At 34.1% G+C, this 15182-nt stretch carries 9 protein-coding genes; 5 read left to right on the forward strand and 4 right to left on the reverse strand.

Going from position 1 to position 15182, the window contains the following annotated elements; all coding sequences use genetic code 11:
* Window positions 1-221 precede the first annotated feature (221 nt).
* The gene (locus OQ292_RS12240; RefSeq protein WP_284682416.1) at window positions 222-5066 is read left to right on the forward strand and encodes a T9SS type B sorting domain-containing protein; all 4845 of its coding nucleotides are present in this window, start codon (window positions 222-224) and stop codon (window positions 5064-5066) included.
* Window positions 5067-5249: 183 nt separating this feature from the next.
* Window positions 5250-6185 carry a hypothetical protein gene (locus tag OQ292_RS12245; RefSeq protein WP_284682417.1) on the forward strand — a complete coding sequence of 312 codons (936 nt, stop codon included), beginning with the start codon at window positions 5250-5252 and terminating at the stop codon, window positions 6183-6185.
* A gap of 65 nt (window positions 6186-6250) precedes the next feature.
* On the opposite strand, the gene OQ292_RS12250 is transcribed toward OQ292_RS12245, so the two are convergent.
* The 4 genes from OQ292_RS12250 to miaA form a co-directional block, all read right to left on the reverse strand.
* The gene (locus OQ292_RS12250; protein ID WP_284682418.1) at window positions 6251-8887 is read right to left on the reverse strand and encodes a TonB-dependent receptor; all 2637 of its coding nucleotides are present in this window, start codon (window positions 8885-8887) and stop codon (window positions 6251-6253) included.
* 143 nt (window positions 8888-9030) lie between these two features.
* Window positions 9031-9756: a TapB family protein gene (locus OQ292_RS12255; RefSeq protein ID WP_284682419.1), complete on the reverse strand. Its 726-nt coding sequence runs from the start codon at window positions 9754-9756 to the stop codon at window positions 9031-9033.
* A 95-nt stretch (window positions 9757-9851) separates the two neighbouring features.
* Entirely contained in the window at window positions 9852-10775 is a 924-nt protein-coding gene (gene hemC / locus OQ292_RS12260) for a hydroxymethylbilane synthase (RefSeq protein ID WP_284682420.1), read from the reverse strand.
* Window positions 10759-11688, reverse strand: a complete 930-nt coding sequence (gene miaA / locus OQ292_RS12265) for a tRNA (adenosine(37)-N6)-dimethylallyltransferase MiaA (RefSeq protein WP_284682421.1) — start codon at window positions 11686-11688, stop codon at window positions 10759-10761. Before miaA ends, hemC begins: the two co-directional genes overlap by 17 nt.
* A 43-nt stretch (window positions 11689-11731) precedes the next feature.
* On the opposite strand from miaA, the gene OQ292_RS12270 reads away from it, so the two are divergent.
* From OQ292_RS12270 to OQ292_RS12280, 3 genes are read left to right on the forward strand one after another with little or no spacing between them, the layout of a single operon-like run.
* A complete protein-coding gene (locus OQ292_RS12270) occupies window positions 11732-12451 on the forward strand; it encodes a type III pantothenate kinase (RefSeq protein ID WP_284682422.1) in 720 nt (239 codons plus the stop codon).
* Window positions 12452-12499: 48 nt separating this feature from the next.
* The gene (bamG, locus tag OQ292_RS12275; RefSeq protein ID WP_284682423.1) at window positions 12500-13783 is read left to right on the forward strand and encodes a BamG family beta-barrel-assembly machinery protein; all 1284 of its coding nucleotides are present in this window, start codon (window positions 12500-12502) and stop codon (window positions 13781-13783) included.
* Window positions 13784-13797: 14 nt separating this feature from the next.
* The gene (locus OQ292_RS12280; RefSeq protein WP_284682424.1) at window positions 13798-15141 is read left to right on the forward strand and encodes a tetratricopeptide repeat protein; all 1344 of its coding nucleotides are present in this window, start codon (window positions 13798-13800) and stop codon (window positions 15139-15141) included.
* Window positions 15142-15182 lie beyond the last annotated feature (41 nt).

Raw genomic sequence — 15182 nt, forward strand, 5'->3', positions numbered from 1 at the left:
TTGAATTAAAATTTTCATCATTAGCCGCTATTAGGTAGGATGTTGTTATAAAACATCAAAACCATACACAGATTATAAATATGCTAATTGTTTTATTTTAAAGCCTCTTACAAACAATAAGCTATTCTGAAAGGAGTTTTTTCTATCAGACTGATTCTTCAACTAATTTTTTGGATTTTTTAGGTCTTGATCAAGCATTTTTAAATCAGAATTATAACTGTATGAAAAGATTAATTCTCCTAATCTTTGGATTATTATACCTAGGGCTGCATGCTCAGGCGCAGGACTTTAGACTGGCAGATAATATATCTGATGCTCAGTTCCTTTGCACAAGCGAAGCTAATATTACCATAACTAATAATTTCACCTTTGACGTTTCAACAGACCCAATACCATCTTGTACTGATGGAGGGGTAATAAGAAGTGCTTGGTTTAAGGCTCAAGCAACTCATGCTGGTTTCCTAGATTTGAATTTTTTTAATGTTCCAATTGGACATGAATATGATATTACTGTATTTTCTTCCGATGGAAATGAAACAAATCCAGCTTTAGTAGAGGTAGCATGTGAAACAATTACTTCAGGGGCATCAGTAGTTTCATTTGAATATGAAGGTACTGAGCCTAGTCCTATCTTCTATGTAATGATTGATGCAAGAAATGATGTAGAAGGTTCATTTTCAGCAACTTTTGTAAATGTTGATGGTAATGAAACTACTATGGGATCTCCAGATCCATCAGTAAGAGCAAATAGAGTTAGTGGATGTTGGGGGGATGATTTAACTAATTTATTAACTTTTACCAATACGTCAGAGTATTTTGGGGGAAATACAGAATTTCAAGCAGAAGTATCTTTTGTAGGTGAGGATGTAACCGGAATAGACCAAACAGGTTGGTACCCACCTACAATTATTTCAGTTAATGGAGTTATGAAAAATCAAGTTGTAGGATTAAATGGATCTTTTTCTTATGATGATTTTCCTATAGGAGGAGAGATTGTTGTAGCGTCTGGTTATCCTGGAGTTTGGGAAGTTGAAGTTAGTCCAATAAATCATGAATGTTTTGATGCTGCCTCAAGTTCTGGTACTGGTAATTCTACCGTAGTAAGGTTAGTAGTCCAAAGAACAGATGAAAACTTTGAGCCAATTGAAGATCCTTTATTTTGTGAACAAAATGATCTTGATACATGGTATGGTAAGGCTAGATTATTACCAGAAGTTAATACTCCAGATATCGCAGATTGGCAATGGAATTTTATTGATAGTAATGGAAATCCTATTCATACAGTTGATGATGATGATATTGGATTTATTGCAAATTCTTCAAATACAGAAGTCTCATTTGAGTATGCAATTGCTGATGAGTATAAAAAAGCTGGTTTTTTTGTTGATATAACAGTACAAGGTACTTGTGGACCTGCAGAGAGAACATATAATTTACAAGCCTATGAACTTGATGCTCCAACATATACAACATTAGATCCTATTTGTATTACTGATATAAATACTGGAAACCCATTAAATTTTTCAGTTACAAATTCAGATAGTTTTTCGCCTAAAGAAATTCAAGGAACTGTATCTTGGGATTTTGGCGGTTTAGGAGTTCCAAATATTATTGCAGGTGATAATGGAGAAGAAATCACCTTTAATGATAACTCTGTTTTAACACCAGGTACTTACAGCGTAGAAGCTACTCTTACTGATATTGGAGATTGTTTTATCTCTGCACCACTAGAAGTAAATATTGTAGCTAAAGCAGAAATAAACAGTATAGATACAATCCCTCAAGATCCAAATATACAATGTAACCAGTTTGTCTTTAATGCTGGAGATGTAGTAGATTTTACTTTTGATGTAGTTGATGTATTGCCTGCTCAAGGAGCAAATGTTACAGTTACTTATGGAGGAAATGTAGTAACAGGTTTTCCAGTATTACAATCTACAGATTCAGTAAACTATTCTTTTCAAGTTACACATACAGGTAATGAATCTGACGTAATAGAAATTATTGTAGATAATGCGACCTTCCCAACAGTAGGAAATTGTCCTACAACTCAAACAATAGGTATGCTACTTGAAAAAGAGGAACCAGTATTGGAGATTGCTGGCAGTGATACATTGTGTATAAGCGATATTAATGTAAATACACCTGTAAGTGTTTCTATAATTAATGCAGATGATATTTTAGGAGGCGCATCTTTAGTAGCAACTGATTGGATAATTGATGATGCTTCAGCTATTGTCGCTTCTGAAAGTGAGACTAGCATTACCTTTTCATCTTTATCAGAAGGTATTCACACAATAACTGCTAGGGTATCTTACAACAGTGGTATTTGTGATTCTGAGATATCGTTGCCAATAACTGTTGTAACAGATGAAAATATAAATATATCTGAGTTCGAGCCTGCAGGTAATAATAACCCTGCTGAATTTATTATTCAATGTAATCAATTTGTTTTTGAGGAAGGTGATGAAATAAAGATTCCAGTTGAAATAGTTGATTTAGTAAATCCTGTGACCATTACAGTAAAAAGAGGGAATAATAACCTGTATGTATTTAGTGTTGATTCTACTCAATATACTGATGGGGCGTATGTAGTTCCTGATGACATAATAATAGAACACAATGGCAATACTGTTGATGTGATTACAATTGAGGTTGTTAATCAAACATATCCTAATGTTTGTATAACTAGTAGAACTATAAACCTACCGCTTTATGAAGAAGGGGGACCTACTTTAACTCCTATTGCTCCTACATTTTGTGTGAGTAATATTAATGCGGCAAATCCTGTAAGCTTTACAGTGAATAGCCCGACTAATTATCCTGATATTAATACAATTACTTGGACGGTATTGGATGATGGTGGTAATGAAGTGAATAGTATTCTTAAAGTAGAAAATGGGAATACAATCGATATGACCGGTTTTGCTGAAGGTGATTTTATAATTCGTGCAGAAATAGATTATGTAAGTGGTTGTACTGAAATAATAAATGAAAGCTTTACTGTATTGCCTCAACCAGAGTTTGCCGTAGATAACATTTTTGCTACTGCTACATCAAACGATTGTGTTGATCCAGATGGTTATCAAGTAGGAGATGCAGTTCAGTATGAGTTTACAATTTCTCAAATTTCTGAAGCTTTAAGTGTAGAAATAAGCTATCCTGGAAAAACCGAAACAGTTAATATCACTTCAACTGCGGATTACGATGGTACATTAAACTTTAAAGTAATAGATGAAACTTTACAAGGAGATGGTATTACTTGGAGAGCTGGTTACATTAAAATTACCAGTGCAAATGGGTGTGAGTTAATTAATTATATAGAAATTCCTGTAGTTGAAAATCCATTAGATATTTCTCCATCACAAGATCAAACTATCTGTGTGAATGGCAATACAGCCACATTAGCTGTTCAAGTATTATCTGCACCGGCAGGCACACCAAGTTTTGTATGGACAGGTGATGAGGTACCTACAAACAGCACAAGTAGCTCAGTTACTCTTTCTAATTTAGTAGATGGAAATTCATACACTGCGTCTGTAACTATAACTTCTGCAGATGGTATTTGTCAAAAGACAATCAATTTTACTGTAAATGTAAACCAAGATGTGCCAGAGCTTACTACTGAAGTTATTACCTCACCAGATAATACAGATTGTAATGGCGAAACGGGTTTCTGTAAAGGTGATCAAGTAGAATTAGATTACGCAGCGGTAAATCCAACTGGTGCATATTCTGTAAGAATTTATATTCCAGGTCAAATAGATCCTGTGACTGGTGACGAAATAGATATGATTTTTGACCATGAGGTTGGTGACGATCCAGATCCAGTTTTACTTACTGTAGAAGATGAAGACATTGTAGGTACAATTAGTATTTGGTATCAAGATCAAACTATCTCTTGTGCACAAGTATATGAAATCGATATTCCGATAATTCCACTAGCAGTAATTGCTGATGCGGATGATAATCAGGTTTGTTCGGGAGAAGTAGTGAGACAGGTTGGCGTTATTCCAAGTTGCGACGATTATACTGTCGATTGGTCTAAATCACCAAACCAAGACTTAATTACTAGTGCATTAAGTGGTAATAATATTACGATTGACTTTACAGGTCAAAATTCAGGTGAATATACTTTTGAAGCGGAAGTAACAGGAAATAGCTGTTCAAGAATTATCACTCAAACTATTGAGTTCTCAGATAATCTTCCAGATATAATTACAAGTTCAGGTAATATTGCAGGTTTCTGCTCTGGTGATTTACCACAAAGTAACATTATTTTAGTTGCAGGTAAATCTGATGGAAGCTTTGATGCTGGTCAGGTAACGTTTGATTGGACTGCTACATCAACAGCAAATCAGCAATTTATAAGTTCAAGTAGTTCTTTATCTGCTAGTTCAATAACTGTTAATATTCCTCAAGGTACAGAGGTTGGAGTTTATGAGTTTTCAGTTTTAGTAAATGATAGAGATCCAGACAATGATTGCGAGAGAGTTTTAACTTTTGAATTAACAGTAACAGACAATGCAACTATTGCTATAGAAGCTGGTACTACAGAAGTTTGCGATTACTCTGAGGTAGTTCTAACAGCGGCTAATAGCTTAAGTGGTACTTATAGATGGACAAGATTAGATGCTGATACCAGACAAGTAGTTGAAACATTTGAGTCAGATGCTGATACTTTACTTTTTGTTACTGATGAAGCTGGCGAGGCAATCTTCTTAGTAGAAGATGCGGCTGATCCAAGTTGTATAGCAGGAGGCGAGTTTACTTTAACAATTACCTCTTGCGACCTTGATATACCAAATGCATTTACACCAGGTCCTAATGATCAGATTAATGCGACTTTTGAAGTGCCAAGAATTCAATACCGCGATTGGAGTTTTGTAGTCTATAACCGATATGGAGATATCGTTTACGAAAATGAGAATTATGATAACTCTTGGGATGGCGAAGATTTACCAGAAGGTACTTACTATTACCTGCTTTCTTCTCCTGAGAAAACAAAAGAGTATAAAGGTTGGGTAAGAATTTTTAGAACCTCTCAGAGCGGAGATCTTAGATAAGATAAAGATCATACTTAATAAAGAGCAGCCCTTACAAGGCTGCTTTTTTTATAATTTAATACTCTTTAAGTCCAATTTTTTTGTGGTTTTTTACAATTTATAGCTGATTTCTTAGTCGGGTAAGCATTATTGTATTAATTTGCAGTGAAATTCTCTGAAATTAAAACTCAAATCAAAAGGATTATGAATATGTTTTATAGCGTATTTCTCACTAGGTTAAGGAATTTATTACTCCTCTTTACTACAGCAACTATTATTGTATCATGTGGCACAGGTAGCACTACCTCAGAAACACAAGAGTCAACTGAAGTTCAAGATGAAATAGGTCTTGAAGAAGAAATTACTAAAGTTGACATTGCTAAAGAAGATTTTGAAAGAATGCTCAATACTATCCCTGAGCCAACAAAAGTTCCAGTAGTACTGCAAAGTACTGGTGCAGAGTATGATATGAATTTACTAAATCCTGCTACCAAGGCAAAGGATTATATGACTACAAATGACAAGGCAGCTTTAAACTTAGGTGTTTATTCTGCAGATCTTGGTTACTTATGTGCATATAGTAAAGCGCAAGATGCAATTAACTATCTTAACTCATCTCAGAACTTGGTAGAATACCTGAATATCTCAAATGCTATTCAGATGTCTATTTCAAAAAGATTTGAAGCAAACCTTTCAAACAAAGATTCTTTAATTAGCATTGCTAACCAATCTATCGAGTTAGCAAAAGACTACTTAAACGAAAGCGAAAGATTCGGAACTGCAGCATTAGTAGCTACAGGTAGCTATGTAGAAGGACTTTATATCTCAACAAGTCTTGTAGAGAATTATCCTTCAGATATGCCAGAAGCAGAAAGAAACGAGCAATTAAAAAGTTTAGTAAAAACTATTTTAGAGCAAAAAGAGCCTCTTGGTGACTTAGTAAATGTATTAGATGTTTTAGGCGATAGCGAAGCTTCAATTGTAGAGGTTAAAGATCAAGTAAGTGATTTATTTGATATGTATGATGTAATTGGTATTCAGGCTAAGCTTGATAGTAATCCAGATGAATTACTAACTGATAAAACATTAAAAGACATTACTGCTAAAGTTGCAGAAATTAGAAATGGAATTATTGAATAAGTTTTTATTCATATAAGATATTAAGAAAGTCAGCTTTTTAGCTGGCTTTTTTTTATGTCTATCAATTAGAACTTGAAGTTATATGTAAAAGAGGGTAGTAGTGTAAAAAGATAGAGTTTTACCGCTTCGGTTTTTGTGCGGTCTTCTTCACTCTGTCTAAAAATATAAGCGTATGTATTCTTTCTACTATAGAGATTATAAATAGAAAAGTTAAAGCTGCTTTCATTTTTCATATCAGCACTCATTTTTCTATAAAATGTGGCAGAAACATCTAAACGGTGTACTGGTGGCAATCTAAAGCCATTTCTGCTGGTGTAATAAGGTACTATAAACTGGTCTTTTTCATACTTGCCAACAGGGAAACTGTAAGCGATACCAGAAGAGAAAACCCAATTTGCAGAAATATCGACATGCTTATTTACCTTATAGTTTGAGACAATTGAGATATTGTGCCTTCTATCATAAGATGTAGGGTAGGGATTATTATTATTAATACCAGGAATATCTCTAATTGCTTTTGAAAGTGTATAAGAAATCCAGCCAGTAAATTGTCCTTTCTTTTTTCTAAAGAACAATTCCATGCCATAAGCGCGTGCATCACCTTTTAGAATTTCAGTTTCAAGATGGTCATTTAACAACAAGTTAGCTTGCGGCTTAAAATCTATCTGATTTCGCATATTCTTATAATAGCCTTCAAGTGAAAACTCATAAGTATTGTTCTTGAAATTTCTAAAATAACCTATTGAGTACTGATCACCGATTTGAGGCTCGATATATGGATTTACCGGAGCCCACATATCTACAGGGCTTGGTACATTGGTGTTAGACAATAAGTTTATATACTGCATGGTACGGTGGTAAGCCATCTTAATAGAGCTTTTTGCGGTAAGAAAATACCTCAAAGAAACCCTTGGTTCTAATCCAGAGAAAGTATTATATCGCTCACCTCTTTTATATTCAACAGTATCAATGATATTATCAGTTGAAGTACTTTCCGAAACCACATCATCAGTATCGTATATATATAAAACACCAGGCCCTGTATTATCATACTGTGAATAGCGTATGCCAAATATGATTGCGAGTTTATCTGCAATCTCTTGTTGATAACTAATATATGCAGCGAGTTCACGGGTGTAAGAAGGTGAAATAGTTCTAGTATTAATAAGAGAGTTTTCGGTTAATGGTTGTACTTCACCAAAGAAAAACCGCTGTCTGCTGGCATCATAACCAAAATCTATCTGATGATTGGGGTCTATATACCAACTCATATTTTGCTTAAAACCATATTGCCTTACATTATATCGACTACTATAAGCAAACTCTTCTTGTAAGGCGACATTTGATCTAGTTCTAAAGTAACTTCCATATAATGTAGTGTTTAAAAAGAATTTCTTTGAAATGATGCTATTCCATCTCAATGAAGCGGTTTGATTCCCCCATGTTACATCGTATATATCACTAAAGCCAAATCGATCTCTACCTAAATAGCTTGAGAGTGAAAGTTTATTCTTTTTAGAAAGCTTGGCATCTAGTTTTAAGTTAAGATCATAAAAGTAGAGTGCATTTGCATTGAGAGAATTATTAGGTACTGCCTTTACAAACAAGTCTGTATAAGTTCTTCGACCACTTACAATAAAAGAAGATGAGCCTTTTTTTATGGGGCCTTCTGCAGCAATTTTGGTAGATAAACTTCCAATTCCTCCAGATACGCCAAAATCATGATAATTTCCTTCTCTCATTCGTACATCCAATACACTTGAAAGCCTAGTGCCATACATGGCAGGCATAGCACCTTTAGAGAAATCTATTTCTTTTAAGATATCAGTATTAAAAATGGAGAAAAAATTAAAAAAGTGAGACGGATTTAAAACGGGTGCTTCATCAATTAAAATTAAGTTTTGATCGGCTCCGCCACCTCTTACAAATAAACCTGTAGAGCCTTCTGTTCCAGACTGTACACCTGGTAGTAAGTGTAGGGCTTTTATAGGATCATTTTCACCAAAAAAAGAAGGCATTTGTTTGGCTATATTTTTCTTTAGTGAAAACGTGCCAGTTTGTAAGCCACTAATATTTAGGTCTTCTTCACTTTCTTTGTCAGTTACTAGAATTTCTTCAAGTTGAAAACTATTAGGCTTTAAAGAAAAATCGATTCGTTGGTTATGATCTAGGTTTATTGTTTTTTCTTTAATGTTGTATCCCAAATAGCTGATATATAAGTTGTATTTGTCTTTGGGCAATGTAAGAGAATAAAATCCATATAGGTTGCTTGTTATACCTGTATTTGTTCCTTTTATTAATATGCCTACACCAATAAGTTCTTCACCACTTTCTACATCAGTTATTTTTCCATTTAGTGTATAAAACTGTTGGCTTTTTACTAAGACGATACTATTATTTTTCTCTTTCCAAGTTATGTCTTTTCCTTCGTAGAAATGTTTAAATAAGTCGTTTAGTGAAATGGATTTAAAGTTTGCTTGGTAAGAGATGTTTGGAAGAATATCACTGCTATAGATAATGCTTGTATTGTATTTCTTCTCAATAAGCTTAATTGCTGTATTTTTATCTGAAGTATTGACTTGGATTGAAGCTGTACGATCTAAAATAGTTTGAGCTTGAAGTGTGTAGCTACATGTAATTAAGCTGAGGATGAATATTTGTATAATTGTTATTAATCTAATGTAGTAAGAGTTTAAATTCATCCGAAGCTATTAATAAGTATTTGAAATAAGACGATTAGCTAGTGACTTGCTTCAGTGAACAAAAATAACAGAAACAAAATTTCTGTAAAATAAAAAAACAGGCTTGATTTCAAGCCTGTTTTCAATTTTTGATTTTAATATCTTTATTGATTGTGAAAAGCAGTTAGTTCTGTATAATAATCTAACTTTCCTTTCTTATCGTAACTTTCAGTTTTAACTATACCTGCACCTTCACTAATCCATTCAACTGTTGAGGTTTCAAACACTTTCTTTAAACCCATAATTTGTGTTTCAATTCTAGAGTCATAAGTGATTTTATAGCAATCAAAAGTACCAGCAGGAGTTGTAAGAGATTCTTTAGAAACAACTTTTCTATTTGTAATGGATGTGGATGTTCCTTTGCCCATTACAGCAGCAAGTGCCGGGTTTTCAGATTCCATTTTCATTACAAAATTTACATCATCAAGACTTGAACCTACAGACAAACTACTTGGGAAAGACATGTAATCACCTTCAAACACTATTTTTACATCTTCCATACCAGTTGCTTGTGCTGTTGGAGGAATAAAACTGCTCATATCCATTTTAAAAACTCCATTTTCGCAAGCTAATTCAACTTCGTTTGCGTAAACTTCCTTGTCTTTTTTATCTGATATCGTAATATCTGCAATCATTGCTTGTCCACTGCCTGTACTGCTTACAGATTTAATTATCATTTTTTGGGTGGTTTCTTCTTTTCCTTTTGCGTTGTAATGAGTGAGTTCAACCATTGTTCCTTCGGTGTAGTTGAAAAACGGGTTACAACTCTGTGCATTTAGGTTGAAAGAAATGGCTAGAAAACCAATAAATAAAATAAGTAATTGTTTCATAATAGTGTCCTTTTTTAAATTTAATCTTCTGGTTTATAATCCAATTATTAATACGGAATCTATATAAAAGGTAAACACTTATTATGAAAAAATCACTATTGGGCTTTTATACTGGCTAAAATTTCTCTACCACCACTATTTAAAATTTCTTCTGCCAATACCTTTCCAAGGGTTTCTGCTTCAGTTGTTTTGCCTGTTTGTTCACTTGCTATTAATTCTTTCCCATCAAGACTAATAACACCACCTTTAATTGTAATAGAATTGTTTTCAGAAATTGAAGCGCTTGCGAAAGCAGGAATACTACAACCACCCTGTAGTTTATGTAAAAATGCTCTTTCGGCTAAAAGGCATAAGGCAGATTCAGTATGATTAATAGCATCAACAATACTTTTTTCTACCTCTGAGTCGATAGATACTGCCGCTTCTATAGCTACACTACCTTGCCCAACTGGCGGGATGTATACATCAGCAGGCAGGTGTTTAACAATCATATTGTCGTAGCCCATTCTGTGTACTCCTGCAAAAGCCAAAACTAAAGCATCACATTGGCCTTCTTGCATCTTACGAATTCTTGTTTGCAGGTTGCCACGCATGTTTACTACTTCAGCTTCTGGCATATATTTTTTTAGCAAAGCAGTTCTTCTTACAGATGATGTACCTAATACTATTTTGTCTTTCTCGAAAAGAGCTTTGTTATCAGAGATAATTACATCATTTACCTGTTCTCTTTCTGTAAATGCAATAATCTTGAAATGTTCTCCCAAGTCAGAAGGCATATCTTTGGCACTATGTACAGCAATGTCGATTTTACCTTCTAAGAGTTGGGTTTCAAGCTCTTCGGTAAAAATGCCTTTGCTACCTACTTTGGCGAGGCTTCTATCAAGAATTTTGTCTCCTTTGGTTTCTATAATTACTATGTTGGTTTCATAACCTGCTTTTACTAGCAGTTCTTCAACATAATAAGCCTGCCATAAAGCTAACTTGCTACCTCTTGTACCTATGTTAATTATCTTTTTCAATGTTCTCTTTTATGTATAGTGAAATTTCTTTTTCTTGTGATGGATGAAACCAGCTTATCTCATTATCTCTTCTAAACCAGGTCATCTGTCGTTTTGCAAATCTACGAGTATTTCTTTTTAAGAGCCTTACAGCTTCATCCCACTCGTAGTTCCCATCAAAATAGTCGTATATTTCTTTGTAACCCACAGTTTGTAGCGCATTGCAATCTCTGTATTGAATGTATTTCTTAGCTTCTTCCACTAAACCTGCTTCTAGCATTTTATCCATTCGTAGGTTAATTCTATTGTAAAGCTTTTCTCGTTCTCGGCTTAATCCTACTTTAATGGTTTTAAATGGCCGCTCTTTTAAATTGGATTGTCTAAAAGAAGAATAAGTTTTACCTGTGCTTCGAATAATCTCTAATGCCCTAATAATTCTATGTGGATTTTGACTGTCTACTTTCTGAGCATACGCTAAATCTTTTTCTTTAAGTTCATTAACTAAATTTTCTAAGCCGTTATTTTTCCACTCAGTTTCTAATGCAGTTCTGATTTCTGGTAATACAGTGGGTAATTCATCAAATCCTTTGCAAACAGCGTCAATATACAAGCCCGAACCGCCAGATAAGAAAGCTATATTTTTATTTTTATAGATCTTATATAAGATTTCCAAAGCATCTTTTTCAAACTTTCCTGCATTATAATTTTCAGAGAGGGATAGTATACCTGTGAAGTAATGTTTTATATCACCCATTTCTTCATGGGTGGGTCTTGCTGTTCCAATAGACAATTCCTTGTAGATTTGTCTGGAATCTGCATTCAAAACCTCTGCATCGAACTGTTTGGCGAGGTTTACAGTTAATTCAGTTTTTCCGACGGCAGTGGGTCCAACAATAACGACTAAATAATTTTTCTGAAAATTGGCTTCCAACATTTAAAATAAAATTCTTTACAACACAAATTTAATATAAAGCTTTATGAACCTAGTGATTGATGTAGGTAATACCAGGTTAAAAGCCGGAATCTTCCAGTCTGGCGAGTTGGTAGAAATCTGGGAAAGTAGCGATAAAGAAGAAATTTCTGCGTTTTTGAAGAAAAAAAAGCCTGCTAATACAATAATTTGCAAGGTAAATAATCAATTTGATGATATTCTTGAATATATTTGTAGTGATTCGGATGTTTATCATCTCACGCCAGAAACTCAGCTACCGATAATCAACACTTACAAATCTCCTAAGACACTCGGAATGGACAGGCTTGCTGCAGTTACAGGAGCATATGCGCTATATCCAGAGAAAAACAACTTGGTTGTAGACTTGGGAACTTGTATAACCTACGATTTTATTACCAGTGATGGAAAATACCTTGGAGGAGGAATTTCGCCTGGAATGAAAATGAGGTTCAATGCTATGCATAAATTTACAAATGCTTTGCCTATGGTAGAAATTGATCAAGCACCGGATTTAATTGGGTATGATACCCAGACATGTATGAAATCGGGCGTTTTTCATGGAGTTAGACTAGAATTAGAGGGGATAATTAGAGAATACCGTGAAAAATTTGTACAAATTAATGTTATTTTTTGTGGAGGAGATGCAAAATTTTTTGAAAGTAGCATAAAAGCTACCATCTTTGTAAATCAGCACCTTACTTTACAAGGTTTAAATAAAATACTAGAAGAGGAGGTAAAGGATTAAGTTATGGTTAGACACAGTATTTTATTCATTAAAAAAGCGACTATATATATGTCAATTAATTTAGAAAAAGTGCTAAAGGTTAAGTTTGTTTATACCATTGTATTCTTAGCTTTTGCTCAGGTTTGTTTAGGACAAGGCGGCAATTCTCCTTTTTCTATTTTGGGTATAGGTGATATTGTAAGCCAAGGAAATGTAAGAAATGATGGAATGGGAGGAGTTGGGATTAGTAATCCGCATCCATTATATGGAAATGCTCTCAATCCAGCAAACTTGGTTTATAACCAATATACATATTTTGATGCAGGAGTTTATTCTGAGTATAAAACGATTACAGAAGGCAGTAAAGAACAAACAGACTTTGGTGGAAATATAAGTTATGTTTCTTTTGGCTTTCCTGTAAATAAAAACTGGGTTACCAGTGCAGGTTTAAAACCATATAGTATTGTGAATTTCGAAACTTCATCAACGGAACAAATACCATCAACTTCTACCTATGTTCAGTATGATTACGATTATAGTGGAGGGGTAAATCAGGTATATTGGTCTAACGGAGTAAGACTTTATAAAGGCTTAACAGCTGGTTTAGAGATCGCATATAATTTTGGTTCTATCACTACATCATCGTATAGTACCTTAATTAGTTCTTCAACTACTTCGAATGTTGAATTTCTAAAAAGAATAGCGGTTTCAGACTTTACATTTAAACCTGCAATCAATTACTCAGGAAAAATTAGTGAGAAAATGATTTTAAACGTGGGTGGAACTTATACTATAGGTTCTAATTTAAATGTAAAACAACACGAAGAAATTGTTAGAAATTACTATACATCATCAGATCAGCAGTTGAGAGATACACTTACCAATAACCAAAGAGGACATATTACAATGCCTTCTGAAATAGCATTTGGTATAAGTATAGAAAAACAATATACTTATGTAATTGGTATAGATATAAGCAAGCAGTCTTGGACAGACTTTAGAGATTTTGATGGAGATGGTGATTTAAACGATACATATACTTACAGATTAGGAGCAGAGTGGGTACCTGATATAACTTCTGTATCTAACTACTTTAAAAGAGTAGCATATAGAGCAGGGGTATCATATCAACAGTTACCTTTTGAGGTCGATGGAGATCAGGTAGAAAAACTATCAGCTAGTGTAGGTTTTTCTTTACCGGTAAATAGAGGTTTTTCAAATTTAAATTTTGCATTTATTTATGGAACAGCGAAAGCTGGTGGTTCCAGCAACGATGTTTCAGAAGAATTTATACAATTTAAAGTCGGTCTTACAGTAAATGATCGATGGTTCGTAAGACGTAGAATTAATTAAAACTGAGCACAATTATGAAAACATTCCCTCTGTTAGTGTTATTTGCTATTCTGTTTGCACAGACTTCTTTCGCTCAAAGCGATGGGTGTGAAGATGGATGGTGCTGGGGTTCAGATCCTGGTGCTGCAAAAGAAAAGTACGCGTTATTTTCTGATAACTTACAATTGAAAGATTATGCTAATGCTATTGCCCCTTTTGAATGGTTGTATGATAATACACCAAATTTAAATGTGGGTTTATATATTAAAGGAGTAGATCTTTATGAGGAGTTGCTTAAAAAAGAAGAAAGCGGAGGAACAGATCCTCAAAAAATAATTGCTTACCAAGATATGATTCTAAAATTATACGATGATAGAATCAAAAACTTTGGTGAAGAGAGTGATGTATTAGAAAGAAAAGGTCGTAAGTTTTACTTCTATTATAAAGACAGAGAAGATCCTGAAAAATGGGAAAAAATGTATGATCTTTATAAAAAAATATTTGAGCTTAACGGTAAAGAGACATCAAGAACTAACTTTACATTTTACATGCTAGCTTCTGTAAACCTTGCTGCAAGGAAGAAAATTACTGAAGAGGAAATTTTAGCAGATTACGAGGCTATTTCTGCTGCTATTGAAGAAAATGAGAATGCTTCAAGTGGTTCTGAAGCTGAAAACTGGGCAGATCTACAAGGTAAAGTTGATGGTTTGTTAGCTAAGGCTGTTAAAATAGATTGTGAGTTTGTAAGAACTAAAATGGGTGATGTTCTTAAAAATAATCCAGATGATATTCAAACAGCAAAAAGAGCTATCAAATACATGTTGAACGACAAATGTACTGATGATCCTCTTTTCTTAATTGCTGCTCAAAATGTTTATGAGCAAGAGCCAACTGCAGGTCTTGCAAGTACAATTGCTCAGAAATATCAAATCGAAAAAGATTATGATAAAGCAATTGAATGGAAAGAAAAAGGAATTGAGCTTGCTGGTGAAGACACTGAGAAAAAAGCGGAACTTACTTACGATATTGCTTTATTAAAAAGTGTACAAGGTAAAAAAGCTGAGTCTAGAAAACTTGCAATGCAAGCTATCGAATTTGACAATAGTATTGCTGGTAAGTCTTATGAGTTAATCGGAGACTTATACATGAGAAGTAGTAGCGACTGTAGCGATCCTAACCCAGTTAAAGCAAGAGCAGTATTCTTAGCAGCTTATGATATGTATGCTAAAGCTGGAAACTCTTCTAAAATGGCTCAGGCAAGAGCTCAATTCCCATCATTGCAAGATATATTCACTATGGGTATGGCAGAAGGTGAGTCTATCTCTGTTGGATGCTGGGTTGGAGTTAGTACTCAATTAAGAAAGAGACCAAGCGAATAATTTTTCAGAAGGAATTATAAAATATATATAAGCGGTTAGTA

It is taken from the genome of Chondrinema litorale, assembly GCF_026250525.1.
Classification (GTDB): domain Bacteria; phylum Bacteroidota; class Bacteroidia; order Cytophagales; family Flammeovirgaceae; genus Chondrinema; species Chondrinema litorale.

What these genes read in the sequence shown, in the direction of transcription:
- OQ292_RS12245 (WP_284682417.1), top strand. Translation starts at nt 5,250, where the DNA reads ATGAATATGTTTTATAGCGTATTTCTCACTAGGTTAAGGAATTTATTA.
- OQ292_RS12280 (WP_284682424.1), top strand. Translation starts at nt 13,798, where the DNA reads ATGAAAACATTCCCTCTGTTAGTGTTATTTGCTATTCTGTTTGCACAG.
- OQ292_RS12270 (WP_284682422.1), top strand. Translation starts at nt 11,732, where the DNA reads ATGAACCTAGTGATTGATGTAGGTAATACCAGGTTAAAAGCCGGAATC.
- OQ292_RS12255 (WP_284682419.1), bottom strand. Translation starts at nt 9,756, where the DNA reads ATGAAACAATTACTTATTTTATTTATTGGTTTTCTAGCCATTTCTTTC.
- OQ292_RS12240 (WP_284682416.1), top strand. Translation starts at nt 222, where the DNA reads ATGAAAAGATTAATTCTCCTAATCTTTGGATTATTATACCTAGGGCTG.
- miaA (WP_284682421.1), bottom strand. Translation starts at nt 11,688, where the DNA reads ATGTTGGAAGCCAATTTTCAGAAAAATTATTTAGTCGTTATTGTTGGA.
- OQ292_RS12250 (WP_284682418.1), bottom strand. Translation starts at nt 8,887, where the DNA reads ATGAATTTAAACTCTTACTACATTAGATTAATAACAATTATACAAATA.
- bamG (WP_284682423.1), top strand. Translation starts at nt 12,500, where the DNA reads ATGTCAATTAATTTAGAAAAAGTGCTAAAGGTTAAGTTTGTTTATACC.